This is a genomic window from Flagellimonas algicola (assembly GCF_005937185.1).
GTDB lineage: Bacteria > Bacteroidota > Bacteroidia > Flavobacteriales > Flavobacteriaceae > Flagellimonas > Flagellimonas algicola.
In genome coordinates this window covers 1,343,906-1,362,932 of the sequence record NZ_VCNI01000002.1, presented here as the reverse complement: position 1 = coordinate 1,362,932, position 19,027 = coordinate 1,343,906, and the positions used below count along the sequence as shown (strand labels likewise).

Annotated in this window: 10 protein-coding genes; 8 read left to right on the top strand and 2 right to left on the bottom strand. The window is 42.2% G+C overall.

Annotation, left to right across the window (positions count from 1 at the left end; all coding sequences use genetic code 11):
- Genes FGG15_RS14995 through FGG15_RS14975 form a run of 5 tightly spaced genes read left to right on the top strand, consistent with a single transcriptional unit; the run spans position 1 to position 9,707 of the window.
- The gene (locus FGG15_RS14995) at positions 1–3,351 is read left to right on the top strand and encodes a CRTAC1 family protein (RefSeq protein WP_417936061.1); all 3,351 of its coding nucleotides are present in this window, start codon (positions 1–3) and stop codon (positions 3,349–3,351) included.
- Positions 3,344–6,586 carry a VCBS repeat-containing protein gene (locus FGG15_RS14990; RefSeq protein ID WP_138837654.1) on the top strand — a complete coding sequence of 1,081 codons (3,243 nt, stop codon included), beginning with the start codon at positions 3,344–3,346 and terminating at the stop codon, positions 6,584–6,586. Before FGG15_RS14995 ends, FGG15_RS14990 begins: the two co-directional genes overlap by 8 nt.
- Positions 6,587–6,596: 10 nt before the next feature.
- Positions 6,597–7,922: a vanadium-dependent haloperoxidase gene (locus FGG15_RS14985; protein WP_138837652.1), complete on the top strand. Its 1,326-nt coding sequence runs from the start codon at positions 6,597–6,599 to the stop codon at positions 7,920–7,922.
- A 29-nt stretch (positions 7,923–7,951) separates the two neighbouring features.
- Complete coding sequence (locus tag FGG15_RS14980; protein ID WP_138837650.1) at positions 7,952–8,854, top strand: GyrI-like domain-containing protein; 903 nt, start codon at positions 7,952–7,954, stop codon at positions 8,852–8,854.
- Positions 8,847–9,707, top strand: a complete 861-nt coding sequence (locus FGG15_RS14975; protein ID WP_138837648.1) for an NHL repeat-containing protein — start codon at positions 8,847–8,849, stop codon at positions 9,705–9,707. The genes FGG15_RS14980 and FGG15_RS14975 overlap by 8 nt, the downstream gene beginning before the upstream one ends.
- Here the strand turns inward: FGG15_RS14975 and FGG15_RS14970 are convergent.
- Positions 9,704–13,408: a metallophosphoesterase gene (locus FGG15_RS14970; RefSeq protein ID WP_138837646.1), complete on the bottom strand. Its 3,705-nt coding sequence runs from the start codon at positions 13,406–13,408 to the stop codon at positions 9,704–9,706. The genes FGG15_RS14975 and FGG15_RS14970 overlap by 4 nt on opposite strands.
- Positions 13,409–13,461: 53 nt before the next feature.
- On the opposite strand from FGG15_RS14970, the gene FGG15_RS14965 reads away from it, so the two are divergent.
- Positions 13,462–14,652, top strand: coding sequence for a Pycsar system effector family protein (locus FGG15_RS14965; protein WP_138837643.1), 1,191 nt, complete (start codon positions 13,462–13,464; stop codon positions 14,650–14,652).
- 11 nt (positions 14,653–14,663) lie between these two features.
- Here the strand turns inward: FGG15_RS14965 and FGG15_RS14960 are convergent, their stop codons facing one another.
- Positions 14,664–17,045, bottom strand: a complete 2,382-nt coding sequence (locus FGG15_RS14960) for a GAF domain-containing protein (RefSeq protein ID WP_138837641.1) — start codon at positions 17,043–17,045, stop codon at positions 14,664–14,666.
- Positions 17,046–17,161: 116 nt separating this feature from the next.
- Here FGG15_RS14960 and FGG15_RS14955 point away from each other — a divergent pair, with 116 nt between their 5' ends.
- Both FGG15_RS14955 and FGG15_RS14950 read left to right on the top strand, forming a co-directional pair.
- Entirely contained in the window at positions 17,162–18,058 is an 897-nt protein-coding gene (locus FGG15_RS14955; RefSeq protein WP_138837639.1) for a metallophosphoesterase, read from the top strand.
- A gap of 265 nt (positions 18,059–18,323) precedes the next feature.
- On the top strand, positions 18,324–18,965 hold the full coding sequence (locus tag FGG15_RS14950) for a hypothetical protein (RefSeq protein WP_138837637.1): 642 nt from the start codon (positions 18,324–18,326) through the stop codon (positions 18,963–18,965).
- Positions 18,966–19,027 lie beyond the last annotated feature (62 nt).

Here is a 19,027-nt window from a genome sequence, read left to right as displayed (position 1 = left end):
ATGATGAAGATGAAAGCGCATGTGTTTAAACTAGCTTGTATAGCTATATTGACAATTTCATGTACCTCCAAGGAAGAAACAACTTCTAAGGAAATAGAACCCTTATTTACGTTGCTTCCTTCGGCTGAAACCGGACTGAATTTTGTGAACGAGGTTGAGAACCAGAAGAACTTCAACATATTTAAATACCGGAATTTCTATAACGGTGGTGGGGTTGCCATTGGCGATATCAACAATGATGGGTTACCGGATATTTACCTAACAGGCAATATGGTTCCCAACCGTTTATACCTGAACAAGGGCAATCTAAAATTTGAGGATATTTCGGAGACCGCAGGAATTATGGGTAACAAACCCTGGTCCACCGGAGTTGTCATGGTAGACATCAATCAAGACGGGTTTTTGGACATTTACGTTAGTAATGCCGGAAATCTTGAGGGTAATAACCATGATAATGACCTTTATATCAACAATGGGGATTTGACCTTCACGGAAAAAGCCCACGAATACAATTTGGCCAAAACCGGCTTTACTACCCATGCTTCTTTCTTTGATTATGATAAGGATGGAGATCTAGATGCCTATATTCTCAATAACAGCAATATCCCGGTTAGCAGTTTGGGCTATGCGGAACAAAGAGAGACACGTGCACAGGATTGGGATGGTGTACCCCATATTTTTCGAGGTGTAGGCGACATGCTACTTCGTAATGACAATGGAACATATGTCGATGTTAGTCAAGATGCCGGTATTTATGGTAGTTTGATAGGATTTGGTCTCGGTGTATTGGTCACAGATTTCAACAACGACCTTTATCCCGACATCTATGTCTCCAACGACTTTTACGAACGGGATTATCTATATATCAACCAAAAAGATGGAACCTTTACCGAAGAAATAAAGGACTGGACTTCCCATTTGAGCTTATCCGCCATGGGTATTGATATTGCCGACATTAACAACGATGGGCACAATGACATTTTTATTACCGATATGCTCCCCGAGCCCGAAGAACGGGTGAAATCTGTAATGGAATTTGAGGGGTACAATATTTTTGAGTTAAAACAGAGCAAGGACTTTTTTCAGCAGTACATTCAAAATACACTACAGCTCAACAACGGGGATGGCACCTTTTCTGAGGTGGCCTATTATAGCGGGGTTGATGCCACGGATTGGAGTTGGGCAGGACTCATGTTTGATATGGACAATGATGGTCTCAAGGATATTTTCGTTACCAATGGGATTAACCATGACCTTACGGATTTGGACTTTGTGGACTTCTTCGCCAATGAAATCATCCAAAAAATGGCCTTGACCGGCAGAAAAGAATCCATTGATTCCATTATCAATAAAATGCCGATCAAACCCCAACCCAACTATGCCTATAAAAACAATGGGGATATCACCTTTAAAAATGCCAACAAGGAATGGGGGTTTGAATTGCCAACTAGATCCAACGGGGCTGCCTATGGGGATTTAGACAATGACGGGGATTTGGATATGGTCATCAACAATGTGAATACAGAGGCATTTATCTACCGCAACAACGCAGGCTCACAGCTGGACCATAACTATATCCAACTTAAGTTAAAAGGACCAGCCAGCAATCCTTTTGGGGTTGGAACATTGGCTAAGTTCTATTTTGATGGAAATATCATCAACCAAGAACTTATTCCATCCAGAGGCTTCCAATCCTCCATGGATTATACCATGACCCTGGGCCTTGGGAAATCTGAAAAGTTGGATTCCATCAGAATTGTATGGCCGGATGAGCAAACACAGCTTTTGGAAAACGTTGCACCTAATCAAGTGGTTTCCTTGGATCATGCGGAGGCCACTACACAATACGTCATTCCAAAAATAGACGCCAAACCTACCTTTATCAGCGAATTGGAAACCAGCAACTTGATGGCCCACCAAGAAGATCATTACAATGATTTTGATTACGAAGGATTAATCTACAAGAAGCTGTCCCAAGAAGGCCCGTCGCTAGCCGTAGGTGATGTAAATGGTGATGGCAATGAGGATTTCTTTATTGGCGGTGCACATAATCAGGCTGGGGTTGTCTACCTACACCAAGGTGAGGGCAAGGCAGTTCCAAAAAACTCCCCGGTTTTTGAAAAAGATAAAATATATGAAGATGTAGCTGCTGCTTTCTTTGATGCAGATGGTGATGGAGACTTGGATCTAATGGTAGGTTCCGGTGGTAACAGGGTAGGTGTTGAAAGAAACTACAAGCCGAGGCTTTATATCAATGATGGCACTGGAAAGTTTTCAAAATCTGCACGTGATCTTCCATCTACATATAAGAACATAGCGACGATTGCTCCTTCTGATTTTGATGGAGATGGGGACATTGATGTATTTATTGGGTCCCGAAGTGTGGTTGGGGTCTATGGAATCTCTCCAGACCACCTATTCCTCGAAAATAAGGGGGAGGGGGTCTTTGAGGACAGCACAGAACGTTATGCGTACGATTTAAAAAACGCCGGCATGATCACCGATGCCAAATGGGTCGATATAAATGGGGACGATAAAAAGGACTTGGTGGTTACCACAGAATGGGATGCGCCAAAAGTGTATAAGAACACGGGCAGGAGGCTTACCCAGATGAGTTCTTCCTTGGACAGTCTTTATGGCTGGTGGAACACGGTGGAAGCCGCAGATTTGGACAAGGATGGAGATTTAGACCTCATTTTGGGCAATCAAGGCCTTAATGTTCATTACAAACCCCTATCCGAGGAACAACCGATGAAAATCTGGATTAACGATTTTGATAATAATGGCACTATTGAGCAAATTGTCACCCAAAATTACAACGGAGGAGATTACCCCATTCATCAAAAAAGGGAGTTGACCGAGCAATTGGTTTCCTTGAAAAAGGAAAACCTTAAGGCTTCGGACTATGCTTCCAGAACTATCTCTGAGCTATTTCCAAAGGAGATTTTGGACAAGTCCATTGTAAAACAGGTTACTACTTCAGCCTCTGTTATCGCCATTAATGACGGAGATGGCAAGTTCACCATCCAACAACTTCCGCCACGAGCCCAACTATCGTGCATTTGCGATATTACCTGTACTGACGTGAACAACGATGGACATTTGGATTTGGTCATGGCGGGAAACAATTTTGAGTTTAAGCCCCAATTTTCAAGGTTGGACGCCAGTTACGGAAACCTACTACTCGGCGACGGGGAATTAGGATACGAATGGCTTAACTACGACGAAAGTGGCTTTAAAATCAAAGAAGAGGTTAAATACCTCAAACAACTAAAAGATGCCCAAGGCCGAAGATACTTGGTGGCTGCAATCAATAACGAGAAACCCAAGATATTCGCTATCAATGAATAGATTTCTATTACCCTTTTTTGGTGTTTTGTTGTTGGCAGGCTGCGGAAATGAAGGAAGCCTTTTTAAAAATCCTGACCCCAAAGATTTGGGAATCACCTTTTCAAATACCATCCAAGAGTCCGAAAACCTGAGTATTCTGGATTACCTGTACTTCTATAACGGAGGCGGGATTTCCATTGGAGATATCAATAATGATGACTTACCGGACGTTTTCTTTTCTGGAAACCAAGTCAAGAACAAACTCTATTTGAACAAAGGAAACCTAGAGTTTGAGGATATCTCCGAAAGTGCGGGGGTTGAAGGAAACAGCAGTTGGAACACAGGAACGGTAATGGGCGATGTGAATGGGGACGGCCTTTTGGACATTTACGTATGCGCCGTGGTTGGCATCAATGGTTTTGACGGATACAACGAGCTTTATATCAACAACGGGGACAATACCTTTACCGAAAGTGCGGAACAATATGGGCTTGACTTTGACACCTATAGCTCCAATGCCGCTTTCTTGGATTTCGATTTGGACGGGGATTTAGATCTATATCTGCTCAATCATGCCGTACATACCCAAAACTCGTATGGGAAACATGAACTTAGGTATGATCGAAATTATCAAACCGGGGACAAGCTATTAAGAAATGACGATGGTCAATATGTGGATGTCAGTGAGGAAGCTGGGATATTCGGTGGCGTAAATGGATATGGACTAGGTTTGGCCATTTCCGATTTTAATCTGGATGGTTACCCCGATATTTACGTTGGCAACGATTTTCATGAGGACGATTACTACTATCTGAACAATGGGGATGGCACTTTTACCGAAAGTCTAAAGCAGTTTTTTGGCCATACAAGCCGATTTTCCATGGGTAATGATGTGGCGGATATCAACGGAGATGGACGACCAGACTTGATTTCCCTGGATATGCTGCCCGAAGATGAAGTGGCACTTAAATCCTCTGAGGGTGATGACAACATTCAAACCCAAAAATTGCGCATAGAACGATACGGTTACCACTATCAGTTTACACGAAACATGCTCTATGTGAACCAACCGGATGGTAACTACGCGGAAACTGCCCTTCTCAGTGGCGTTGCGGCAACAGACTGGAGTTGGAGTGCGCTCTTTGGAGACTACGATATGGACGGATTTCAAGATCTCTTTGTTTCCAATGGAATTCCGAAAAGACCCAACGATCTGGATTTTATCAAGTTCGTTTCCAGCGAACAGATCCAACAAAAAATGGACAATACCAAGCTTGTGGATCAAGAAGCCTTGGAACTTATGCCCTCCGGAAACGTAAACAACTACATTTTTAAAGGTAACCCAGACATTACTTTTGAGAATATGGCTGGGGATTGGATCACCAAAGATACCCTCATGTCAGGGGCTACCGCAATGGGAGACTTGGATGGAGATGGGGATTTAGATCTCATTTCCAACAACATCAATGGCCCAGTTTCCGTCTACATCAACAAACAGAATAGTGGCGCTAATTTTTTGAAGATAAAGCTGGATTACAAGGAAAAAAACATCAAGGGATTCGGAACCAAGGTGTACTCTTATCACAACGGAGAACTTCAGTACAAGGAACTGTTCCCATCCCGAGGATTCCAGGCTTCTTCTGAGCCTATTATCCACTTCGGATACGGCAAGGCCCAACAGGTAGATTCCTTAAAAATAATTTGGCCGGATAGGACATTCCAGATTATTGAGAAACCTATTCTCAACCAAACCCTGACCATCAGACAAAAAGATAACAGACCATTTGAATACGATGGATTAAAGACCGGAGCTAAACCTTTTTTTACAAAAGAGCCGGGCAATTTAGGCTTGGATTTTACACACGTTGAAGACAATTACACGGATTTCAATCGTGAAAAATTGATTCCCTACCAAGTTTCCGATAGGGGGCCTGCGCTTGCCTTGGGCGATCTGGACAATGATGGCAAGCAAGATATCTTCTTCGGTGGATCCAAATTTGCGCCAGCTCAGATTTTTGTTCAACAGGACACCGCCTATAGTAAAAGAAGCTTTGTAAATATAGAAGCGGACTCCTTGATTGAAACCGTTTCTGCCCAAATTTCCGATTTCAATAATGACCAAAAAAATGATTTGTTTTTGACTTCAGGAGGCGGGGACTTTTTTGGTAAATCAAACACCCTATTGGATGCATTCTATATCCAGACCGATACCACTTTTGCCCGACAACAACTTCCAGATATTTTTCAGAATTCCTCTGTTGTAGTATCGCATGACTTTGATCAAGATGGAGATTTGGATGTTTTTGTTGGAGGACACACCATTACCTCCAAATTTGGCACAGAGCCCCGTTCCTATATTTTGGAAAACAAGGACGGTAGTTTTGATTTTTATCCTGGATTTGAAGAAGAGCATTATAAGGGAATGGTCACCGATGCTCTTTGGGACGATTTTGACAAGGACGGCGCTATAGACCTGATTATCATTGGGGAATGGATGTCTCCAAAATTCCTGAAGAACGAAAATGGTACATTTAAGGAAGTTGGAAATCTCAACCTAAATGGACTTTGGCAAAGCATTACCCCTTTTGATATTGACGCTGACGGCGATATGGATTATATGTTGGGCAATTGGGGTTCCAACACCAAATTTAAAGCGTCCAGCGAATTTCCGATGAAGCTCTTTGTCCATGATTTTGATGCCAACGGACAAACCGAAACCATTACGGCCTTGGAAAAAAATGGCATATATTATCCCTTGGAAACCTTGGACGGATTGGCTTCCCAAATAGTGTCATTGAAAAAACGATTTACAAGCTACAAATCCTTCGCGGGCATCGCCATGGATGGGCTGTTTCCCAAAGAGATTTTGGACAAAGCCCAGGTCTTGGAAGTACATACGTTAGCCTCCGGCTATCTTAAAAATGAAAACGGAATATTTACATTCGTTCCTTTTGATGTTGAGCTTCAGCTAGCTCCTATTATGGACTTTGTAGTGGATGATTTTGATGGCGATGGCGCTAATGAAGTGTTGGCCGGCGGAAACTATTTTGGGGTAAAACCCTATCACGGCCGATTGGATTCATTCCCAGGTGCTTTGATAAGTAACGAGGAGGAAGTAATTTTGGGGAATGAACTGGGATTGGATTTCAGTAAAAAATCCATTCGACACTTAAAAACACTAACCTTAAACAATACAAAATATCTGTTAGCGGTCTTCAATGATGATAGAGCGCAAGTATACAGACTTAATAATTAACTTTGATACCATGAAAGGAAGATTTGGAGCACTACTATCCCTCACCTTGGTAATTTTCTCTTGCGCCAAAAAGGAGGAGGCCATAACAATATCACCAGAGGACTATCACAATTCAGTGGATAAGGTTACCGAAGTCATGATCCATGATATTTTCTCTCCCCCTGTGGCAAGCAGAATTTTTGCATATCCCAATGTTGCAGCCTATGAGATATTGGCCCAAAAATATGAGGACTATAAGTCCCTATCGGGTCAAGTCCGTGATTTTACAGACATCCCAAAACCGCAGGATGCTTCCAACATCAATTATGAGCTTTCAGCATTGATTGCCCACATGGACATGAGTAAAAGGTTGATTTTCTCAGAAGAAAAAATCGAGATGTATCAAGACAGCTTATATGCCCTTTGGACGGACAAAAATGAACGCGTTTTCAATGCGTCCAAAACCTACGGGCTACAAGTAGCTGATCATATTCAAGCTTGGATGGACACAGACAACTATAAGCAGACCAGGACCATGCCCAAGTTCACGGTTAATTCGGATGACCCTTCACGTTGGCAACCTACCCCACCTGCATATATGAGTGGTATTGAGCCTCATTGGAACAAAATCCGTCCGTTTGTAATTGATTCTGCAGGTCAGTTTAAACCCACACCTCCTCCTCCCTTTTCCATGGAGGAAGGTTCTGATTTTTACAAAGAAGTAAAAGAGGTATATGACATTAGTCAAGAGATTACGGCCAAAGGAGATGAATCTGAGGAAGTGGCCATTGCCCAATTTTGGGATTGTAATCCCTATGTCTCAGTAACAAGGGGGCATTTGATGTTCGCCACAAAGAAAATCACCCCGGGTGCCCATTGGATCGGAATTACCAAAATAGCAACTCGCAAGACCAATTCTGACTTCGCTAAAACAGTCTATGCCTATACACAGACATCCATTGCCATTGCAGATGCGTTCATTAGCTGTTGGGACGAAAAATACCGAAGCAATCTTATCCGCCCTGAAACATTGATCAATGAGCATATTGATGACAGTTGGGAGCCCGTTTTGCAAACCCCACCGTTTCCAGAATATACTAGTGGGCATAGCGTGGTCTCTGGCGCCGCTGCCGTAGCCTTGACTGACATTTTTGGGGACAACTTTGCCTTTGATGACGATACTGAAGTTCCTTATGGATTACCGGTTCGTTCGTTCAATTCGTTCCGTGAGGCTGCCAACGAAGCCGCTATTAGCAGAATGTATGGGGGAATCCACTACCGGGCTGCCGTGGATGTTGGTGTAAAACAAGGAAGGGACCTAGGCAAGTTCGTAGTTGATAATCTTAATATGAACTAACTCTTGTTCCAGTACAAGAGGATGCGGATATGAAGAAATTTCTTTGGTTCTTTTTGGCGGTCATTGTAATGGCTTTGGTATGGTATCTCTTTCTTAAGCCTTCGGACTATACCATACGTTTTGAAGTAAAAACTTTCCCGGGAGCTATCAATCAGACCATCAAATATTGGGACAAAACGTTGGATGCAGTGACTCCGGCAATGCAAGAGGGCAGTATCTACGAGGTGCATCAAAAATTACGATTTAACGACTCCATTCACTCCTATGCTTGGGAAATAGTTCCCATAAACGATTCGCTCTCCAAGGTCATTGTTAACGTCAGGGATGAGCAACATAGCTTGGCCAATAAGTTGCAAGTTCCTTTTTCGGATACCGATTTTGAAAAACGATCTAGAAAAACGGTTCTCGACCTTATGGAAAACATTGAGGACCACATCAATAAGTTTAAGGTCACTATTGTTGGGGAAGACGAAATTCCTGAAAAATACTTTGCTTATGTTCCGGTAGAAGGAACCCAAATTCAAAAGGCACGTGGCATGATGCAAAATTTGTCTTTTGTAAGTCAAGTTATCTTGGAAAACCAAGCGCAGCTCAACGGCCCACCCATGATTCAGGTTACCGATTGGAATATGGAAACGGACAGCCTTAAATACAATTTCGGACATCCAATCATTCGCTCCGAGAAACTCCCCATAGATACCGAAATACAGTACAAACGTATTTTCAAAAAACGAGCCCTAAAAGCCGTCTATCACGGAAATTATATTACCTCCGATAGGGCTTGGTATGCATTGTTGGACTATGCCAAAAAGAACAATATTGAGGTTGAGCCCAATCCGGTGGAAGTATTCTTTAACAATCCCAATATGGGAGGTGACGAGCTGGAATGGAAAGCAGAGATTTACATGCCCATCAAAGAAAGTAATGAATAGGATTCCATTTATATTACTTCTTGCCTTCCTGCACTCCTGCGCGCAAAAACCTTGGTATGGTGATCTCACCTATTTGGGCAAACTTCCATCAAAACTCAATGAAATCTCCGGAATAACAACAAATGATGGGGAGACCATTTGGGCTATTGAGGACAATGGCAACAAAAACCAAATATATGCGGTAAACCCAGAGGCCAATTTGATAAAGCAGTTCAAGATTGATAATGCCAAAAACCACGATTGGGAAGATTTGGCCAGAGATCCTGAAGGGAACATCTATATCGGAGACTTTGGAAACAACAACAACGAAAGGGAAAATCTTAGGATTTTAAAAGTCCCGAATCCTGATCAGGCCCAGGAGGGAAAAATCAAGGTGGAAAAAATCAAATTTCATTATCCGGAACAAAAGAAGTTTCCACCCAAAAAATCCAAGTTGCATTTTGATTGTGAGGCCTTTTTTTACCATAACAACTTCCTGTACCTCATCACCAAAGATCGTGCAAGACCCTACTTGGGAAAGGCCTATATCTATAAAGTACCAGCCGAAAAAGGCGATCATGCAGCAGCATTGGTTGGAGAATTTGTTTCCTGTACAGATCCATTATTCTGCTCGATTACCGGAGCGGACATATCCCCTGATGGTACAAAGATAGCCCTACTGGGTTCCGGCTTTATTTGGTTGTTCACAGATTTTAATTCGGATGACTTTACCCAAGGGAAATTGCAGACCATAGATGTGTTGCACAGGACACAACAAGAGTCCATTTGCTTTAAGGACAACAACACCATCCTGATAGCTGATGAGCAGTCCAAGACCAAAGGAAGAAACCTGTATTCCTATACCTTGGACTAGAACCCGAACCCAAGACCGAAGGCGAAACGCATTCCATCCGAGCTACCAAAAACACCAATATTGGCTGATAATATCCCTGCACCATTGACAAAAAATCCACCTCCATAGGAATTGTGCCATTTATCAGAATCTTCTCCAGGGAACCACACCCGACCGTAATCAAACCCACCAAATATTCCTGGAGTAACCGGAAGCACCCCGGCTTTACGTTTCCTAAAGCTCAATCTTAAATCCGTATTCTGGTAGAAGGCAGATTTTCCGGTAAATCGCTGGAACCTGAAACCGCGTAGTCCATCATTGGCCCCAATACTGGCTCCTTGATAAAACTCAAATTCATCACCAAAATTGATATGCCCTTTAACTTTTGTAGCCAGTACCAATCTTCCATTGGAACACAATTTATGATCCATGGATAAACTCGGAATCAGATACGTAAATGACCTTCCAGATTCCGTGAGGTTGGTTCTGAATCCCCCTTGGAGCGAAATGCTCATCCCCAAGGTTGGAAACGCTTCACTATCTGCATTGGAGTAGCTATATCCGGCATCCACCCCAAAAAAGCTTTGCTCATTTTCCTCCCCATTGGCCACATAAAAATCATTGATGAACCTGTCTTCCGTTTCTTCCACCTCATAGTCTTCGTAGGAAACTCCCAAGCTCACCTTGGACCCCAACCTACCACGCCACACCAAGGATGGTGACAGTTTGATGGTACTTAGCTTCACTCTGTTAAAGTCCAATCCCAATGGGTGGTCGTCATCCAGATTTTCCGTTTCGTTCCCAAAGCCAAAAAAGTTGATCGAAAAGTTGGGGCTGGTGAATCGGGCATCCAATTCCAAGTTTACTCCTTCCAATACGTTGGCAAACTCCCCTTTGTATCCAAAATCGAAACCGCTGGTGGCAAAATAAAAAGCTCCATTAAAAACGTGTTGCTGAGTAAAAGGGTTTTGCCTGAAACCATTGTGGGTGTACGTATTCGTGAATCCGATTCTAAAACCATCATCGGGGTTAAACCCAATGGTGGGTAAAAATTGGTTGTTACTGGCCTTTATCTTTAAAAAATCGTAGGTGTTAGTATCATAGTCATTGATCCTATGGATATTGCCCCCAAAAGTTTCGTCATACGTGTTCTTTTTGCTCTTGAAGTCGTACGTATGCACTTTTTTTGAACCTTCGGCTACTTTGTAGATATCGTTGTTTTGTCCTCCTACCAACCTAAGTTTAATATCCGAAGTGGCCGTATTGATGTCAAAAACATCATCATCATCCAAGGCATATACCCAAACTTCTTTGGTGTATTTGGGGCTAAAGGTTTTTTGAAAAAATAAATCTTTTCGCTCCCCATTCTTTATGCGATAGGCCCTTACCTCCAAGTTCCCATCTTTGTCAGAAGCAACCTGAAAATAATCATCTTTGTCAGTACCGGTAACTACACTATACTTGTTGATCACTCCAAAGTATTCTCTAGCCGTATCTTCCAAACTCGCTTTTCTGGATAGCAGTTTTTTCTTGATTTGATTTACGGTTTCATCTTGCACTTCCTTCGGAAAATGGGACAAAGATTCGTCGATTACGGCTTCTGTTACACGCTGTTGGATGTATTTGGCCTCTTCTACCCATTGCTCCATAGTTGTTTCGGAAAGCAAGGCCATGTCCAAAGCAAACGTCCTTGGGGAGGACGTAAACCCTTTTACACTACGGATTTCTTCCCCAAAACCTTCAAAAATCCGTAAACCTGGGACGGTTTTGGAACCAAATCCCATTACAAATCCATCCCCCCAAATGGAGTAGGCCTGATCCCTGTCCCTGGGTATGGGTCTGTAGATTTTCTTCCCCTCTTCACCATCAAATTCGGCCCAGCGCCATTGGTCCACATGTCTATCCCAATCCCCAATTAGCATATCAAATAGGCGGGCGCGAACATATGTTTCTGCGTCCAAGCTATATTTTTCATCCTTGCGCAGCTTTTGGATAAAATCATAGGTGCTCTCTATTGCCTCCGTTTTACCAAAACTCTCCAAATCATGCCCCTCGGATACGTGCTCCTCAATCATGACAAGCTCGTTACCAAATTCTCTGTTAAAGTCACCCAAAGCGTTTTGCTTGGGGACATAAAATAGTTTGGGATTGGTATGGTACAACCCAACTGCATCTGAAAGTGGTCCCAAGGTAAAGGGAGCATACGGGTGGGCACCAGTATATAAATCCAAAAGAAGTCGTTCTAAGTAAGAATCCTTAAATTTTCCTATTATATACTTCTCTTGAAAGGCAATGGCCTGCAAATAGCGTTCCGCGCTTTTTCTAAGGTCGCGCATCACAAACTGCCTCCCATCCTTATGTTGGAGCCGTAGGGAATTGGATTGATTGCCACCTCCTTTTCGTACCACAGTCAAACCACCATAGAGGGTATCCAGTAAAACGGTTGGTGCCTCAACCGGAGTTGCATAGTACTTGCGGTAACGCTCTCCCCATAACCATTTATGAAATCCGCTTTTGTCCACTTCCTCATCGGTGTACACGGTGGCTTTTTTAACTGCTGGAAAATTGTTCGAATAATCGGGTTTATCCCCAGTGCGGTTGGGTGGAAGTACCTCAGTTTGATACAGTAGTCCTTCCGTAGGTTCTGCACTGTGAAAATCCACATGGGAAGACCCATCCTTAAAAACTTTCAATACCGCATATCCCATTTTTCCTGTAGAAAACTCACTCCCGTTAGCCAACTTGGTCGCTCCTGTTTTTGCCCCAGAACCGCTCACAATTTGAGGAATTCCATCTTCCACAATGTATTGGAGTGTGTGTTCATGACCTGAGACAAAAATAACCTTGTTCGAAAATTGGGATAGCGTAACTATTCTGTTTTTCAGGTGATTATATATTTTATTGGATTGGTCCTCAACAGTGGCTCCTGAGGTTCGTCTGAGCAAATTGATAGCGGTTCCTAAAACAGGAAGGGGGATGTTGCCATCTGGGGAAATATGTTGTTTGAACGAAAAATATCCTCCATGCGATCCATAGGTGTACATTGGATGGTGCATGGCAATGATGGTTGTTTTGTCCACATTTTTCTTGATCAAACTTTCCAGCTCCTCAAAAAAACGGGTACGACTCTTGATTTCACAATCATCATTCATTGTTGGGTGTTTGTCCCAATCCGCAAGGTACCATTCCGTATCAATGGCGATGACCAAGATATCATTTCCAATTTCAATTTTTTCAATAGGACAACCATTGTCAGGGAGAAAAACCTTCTTGCTGTTCAAGGCTTTCTGAATGTACTTCTCCTCCCGTTCCAATCCTTTGAGCCCATCACTGTACCAGTCATGGTTGCCTGGAATAAACACTGTTTTTCCTTTAAATTCCTCAACCACTTTGAGCTGTGCGTCTAGATGGTTTTTGGCCAATGCATGGCCCTCTGGATCATCTTCCTTATCTGGCAATCCTGCCGGGTAAATATTGTCTCCCAAAAAAATAACCGTACTATTTTTATCGGCTTGGGTCAACTGCTGCTTTAAAGACTTTAAGGCGGGATTAAGCTCACCCCGTGGCGATTTTCCTGCATCACCAATCAAGTAAAAGCTATGTTCAACTTCCTTGGTTGTACCTTGAGTATCCTGAACAAATGGTGAAGCGTATTTTGCTTCGTAGGTAGCACAACTCGATGCCAAAATCAGCAAGAGGATAAAAAAGTAATGTTGTTTCATATCACTGAGGTTGATGCCAAAATTTTGTATTTTGGGTTGTTCAAATAATTGTTATGTCGGAAATTGTAGAAAAAGCTGAATCCTTTGTTACCGAAATTCTGGAGAATCAACTAGACCCAAAATTTCTATACCACAACTTGCGACATACGCAGCGTGTAGTTAAAAGTACTAAAGAATTACTCAATTTCTACAATCTTGGATCGGCGGAGGAGGAAAAGCTTTTATTGACGGCTTGGTTCCACGATACGGGCTATACCAATGGTTCCAAAGACCATGAAGAAGCCAGTTGTAAGATTGCAACAAACTTCCTAAAGCAGGAAAACTACAATCCAGAGGACATAGAACAGATTTGTGCAGCCATTTTGGCCACTAAAAGGTTTCATCAACCTGTCAATCTTAATGAAGAGATCATTAGGGATGCAGATGCCTCGCATTTCGCCCAGAAAAGCTACTGGGAAACCACTGATTATTTAAAAGAGGAACTGAAGGAGCTCGGTATTGCAGATTACTCCAATAAAGAATGGCGCGATCTCAACATCAAAATGTTCCGTAACGAACATCAGTTCTATACCGATTATGCCAAGGAAAATTGGGATGAGGGAAAGGAAAAGAACTTGAAACAGTTGGTCAAGGAGAAAAAGACCGAAAAGGAAATCGCAAAAAAAGAAGCTCTAAAAGCCAAATACAAAAGTGAAAGTCCTGATCGCGGAATTCAGACTTTGTTTAGGGTCACCTTAAAAAACCATCTTACCTTAAGTGATATAGCCGATACCAAGGCTAATATTCTCCTATCTGTAAATGCGATTATTATCTCTGTTGCCTTATCCAATCTTATTCCCAAACTGGACAATCCTTCCAATGCCTATTTGATATACCCCACAGCCATATTTATTACCTTCAGTGTGGTTTCCATGGTATTGGCCGTGTTGGCCACCCGTCCCAATGTGACCAGTGGGCAGTTTACCAAAAAGGATGTGGCGGACAAAAAGGTAAACCTTTTGTTCTTCGGTAATTTTCACAAAATGAGCCTTGGAGATTATGAATGGGCCATTCAAGAACTGGTCAAAGACAAGGAATATATTTATTCTTCATTGACTAAAGACTTGTATTTTCTTGGGCTTGTATTGAATAGAAAGTACAAGATTTTACGACTCACTTATACCATTTTTATTGTTGGTATTGTCGTCTCTGTTATTGCCTTTGCCTTGTCCTTTAATTTCTTGGGCGGAACAGAAAGGTTGTAATCCATTAAAATTTAGGATTTCAATTCTTCCATAAGGTCTTCGTAGGTATATGTCCTCTCGGATTTTTTATCCTTGTCCCCAGAGTATAGAATCTCTGCACGAATAGCCTTTAAGCCAGTCACCCCTTGTAAGCCTTCCAACTCCACAATTTCTATGTTGTTGGTAAAATAGCCTTTGGCCTTCAGGAACTTTATGTAACGCATATATTCCTTTTCGTCCTTGCGCTGACTATAGACAATAGCCAATTTACCTTTCTGCGTTAACCGCTCATTGGTTCCTTTGATATAGGATTTATCAATCCGCTTTTTAATGATTTCATAACGGGCATTGTAAGTGCCATCCACATCAAATCGTTTTTCATCCATTCTAAAGCGAATGGCCAACGAGGTACTGTATACCAGGATCAAAGAAGCCACATCCAGTTTCACTGGCAAGATGGGCTTAAGCGCGTAATATTTGTCTTCCATATCGCACATCACCTGCAACTGCCACAAACGAAGGTTGCTCAAATAGAGCTCATCAAATTTTCTGTCATGGGCAATGGAGCTTCCTATATACATATTATGCTCTACACCATCCGTTTTGTAGCGTTCAAAATAGTGTGGGAACATTTCTTGGGCCTCAAGCTGTTTTTTGTCCAATAAAGCCGCCAATTGCATATTGGCTTCCATCACGCTTTGATCGTAATTACGGCGGTGATCGTAATAGGATTCCGTTTCTTTGTCAATACTTTCCTCATACTTTTGGATGTAGGGTGCCACATCCTTATCCGTTTCCTTCAAATGCTTGAAAACTGGATTGACTTCTTCCTTGACGAAGTCAAAAATTGCCTGCTCCGTATGGGTATACAGGGCTTCTTTCACTTCTTCCAAATAGGTGTTTACCCGGAACATCAACTCCTCGTAAATTGGAAGTTTGTGAATCTTAAAGGCTACCTCCAATACTTCATTGATCTCCGACAACTGGATCATCAAGTCTTTTTGGATGGAGAAGTTCCGTTCTTTGGATGACTCTTTAATATCTACCTGACCATACAGGGGATAAACATCCTTAAAGACGATTTCCTTAAAAACTGCCTGGTTCCCTACCAATTCATCGGCCATAAAACGTTTGGCCTCCTCCTGGAATTTCCAATACACAGAAGAATGCACTGTGGTACATTCGTGCTGGATAATGGCATCTACCAGATTTTCTTCTTCCTCTATAGAACGAACCACAGCGGAAACGATAAACGGCATCACGTCATCCAATTTGTTGGCATTGACACTATTTAGCTCGTTGACCGTATTGGATACCAATTCCAGAACCCCCAAGAGAACACCATCATCAATGATAGGCGCCAAGATGGCACTTTTAATACCTTGCTCGTGTAAATTTTTATAGGGTTGGCCTCCTTCAGATAGGTTATAGTATTTTTCTACATTGGATATGGCATAATAACCTGTTTCCTTACCTATCAGCGTATGCTTGGAGTGATCACAGAGTAGATTGTCGCAAGACTCCATTTTCTTGCCCTTAAGGATATAGCTCTCAATTCCCTTCCCATAAATTTTAAGGAAACGGTTGGCCTTGGAATCATATCCAGTAAAACCAACATTGATGTGCTTCAGGTTGAACAATGACCTAAAGGTATCCTGAAAACTTTCCATAAAGTCTTCATTTCCCCTTTTGTTATTTCCGATCAAGGTGGATTTGATTCCAGAGATGGAATGTTCCGCGGTCACGTCGAACATGTTGGAAATCACAAACCCCTTGGATATGAAGCTTCCTGGCGGAATTTTTTCTTTCCAAAGCTCCACATTGTCAAAATTAGCCAATAGCTCATCCACATCTTCTTGCGTCAAATCCTTGGCTTTTTCTGTAGGAATGATTTCCATAAAATCCGCATTGTACAGGATTCTATAGTGGCGCATTACGCCTTTGGCATCCGGAATATCATAGAAAAGTGGACGTCTAAAGTCCATTTTATATCCGTAATGAAAGCCAAGTACCACCGTACATTTCATGATATAGCTAACATCCATGGGCAAGTTTCGGATTTCAAGTTCAAATCCCTTACCTGCTTCCTTCAATATCTTTTTGAATCTTTCGGACGAATTGAAAATATTGTTTTCAAAAGGAGTGGACGCCGTTTTAATCTCATTTTGGGTGAGTACCGATGAAAACGTATCCTGAAGTATGATGCCAATAATATCCTTGTGCTTATCCAACAAGGAGAGGTCGGTGAATCCATCACGAAGTTCAGGAAAAGGAGCCTGTGCATCAAGGATATATTTAGCCCTTTCTGCCAAGTGCTTATCCTTGCTTTTTAGCTGCTCGTCATAATGCCCCAAAAGCTTGTTAAAGCTTACCAGATGGTGCATTGGGCTTTCTTCATTGTATTTCTGCTTCATACGCCTAATTAGTCGAGTTTTGGAATGTAAAGTTACAAAAAGTAAAAATGCCCCTCTGTTAAGGGTTTCTTTATGTTATTGTTCTCTTTTTTTGGATATTTAAGGAAATTTGACCCATGTCCTCCAGAACTCGGCTTAATAGGGCGTACAAAAATGCCAAAACCATCGCTTTTGATGATACTTCCAAGTTCATCTTTTTTAGTGATTGCCATAGGGGGGACAACAGTTTTGCCGACGATTTTGCCAACAATAGGAACATCTACTTCCATGCGCTGAACCATTACTACCAACAAGGGTTTCAGTACTGCGAGTTGGGAGATGGGGACGAACTCTGGGAAAACTTGCATTTTGAGGTCGTTTTTGAGGCCCATAAGAACGTTTATCAGCTCCTTCGACAATTTCATTTGGAAAACCGACTCCACATGGTCTGGGGAAATCACGACATGGTCTACAAGCAAAAGAATTATGTGGACAAGCACCTTTCCAGCTATTTTGAGCCTATCGAGGACAAGGACAAGGAGCTTTTTGAAGGAATCACCTATCACGAAGCCCTCGTTCTAAAACATCGGCAGAACCAGCAAGAACTCTTTTGTACTCATGGTCATCAGGCAGATTGGTGGAACTATGTTTGCTGGAGGTTTGGACGCTTTTTGGTTCGAATCTTATGGAAGCCACTGCAAGTAGTGGGCATTCACGACCCTACCAGTCCGGCAAAAAACTACAAAGAGTTGATTCGTATCGAAAAAAGAATCAAACGCTGGATCTTGGAAAACAACCTCAGGATTACCATTGCCGGCCACACCCACAGACCCCGTTTCCCAGAACCTGGGCAGATTCCTTTTTTTAACGATGGAAGTTGCGTTCATCCAAGGAGCATCACCGGTATAGAAATTGAGGAAGGGAAAATTTCTTTGATCAAATGGCAGATTGCAACCAAACCTGACGGCACCCTTCAAATTGTTCGCGTATTGCTAGAAGGGCCTGAGAAATTGGTGGATTATATAGACCAATAGTCAAAGTTCTGGCTCCGCTTGGCCCCAAAACGCTTTAAAAATTGTCTTTTTTTCATCACCAAAGAATTGAAGAGTATATATAACTCCTTGCTAATGAATCAATTTACGATTTATAACCTTTAAAATGAACATCTGGCACCAACCACATTTCAGAATTATGGGTGCAAGTTGACATACATCGAAATATCCCCACATTTAACAGCGATTTACCAACTATTTGGCAGGGTATTTGTTAACTTTAAGAAAAGTTATCGACCAAGTTGCTATGAAAAAATTGGTTTTTTTCTGTTCTTTTTTTGTCTTTGGTTTCCTCATGGTCAGTGCCCAAGGAGATATTCCTACGACCAAACCTCTCAAAATTGGGGAACGCAACAACTTGGACATTTTACCTAGTAATCAAGGTACCTCCCTCAGGATTCCATCCGTTTTGGATGAGAGTTTAACATCCAAAAATGATAAGCCCGGGGTCAAAATGCTTCCTGACCGTGAATTGGTCCAGGCAGGTTATGGGCTTAAAATTGATCCCAAAGTTGGAGAAAAAGAAAAAAAGGGTTCCAAAGAGCATTTTGGTGACCAGTATTTGGGCGATATAAAGACCAAAGCCAAATTTGTGGGTATTGTGTGCCGTGATCATGAATATGTGGATGGTGACCGCATTAAAATTCTGTTGAACGGCGAAATCGTCGAATACAATATGCTGCTTTCCGGTTCTTTTAAAGGGGTCAATATTGATTTAATTGAAGGCTTTAATAGGTTGGATTTTGTGGCGCTCAACCAAGGTTCGTCAGGGCCCAACACTGCCCAAGTAGTCGTTGCAGATGAAAAAGGGGAGGTCATTCACAACAATCGCTGGAACCTATCTACGGGATCCACCGCCAGTCTTATTGTTATCAAAGAGGAGGAATAACATTAAGCTTAAGCTCAAAAATCAAGTTCAAGTTCAAATACAAAGCACAAGTTCAAGTTCAA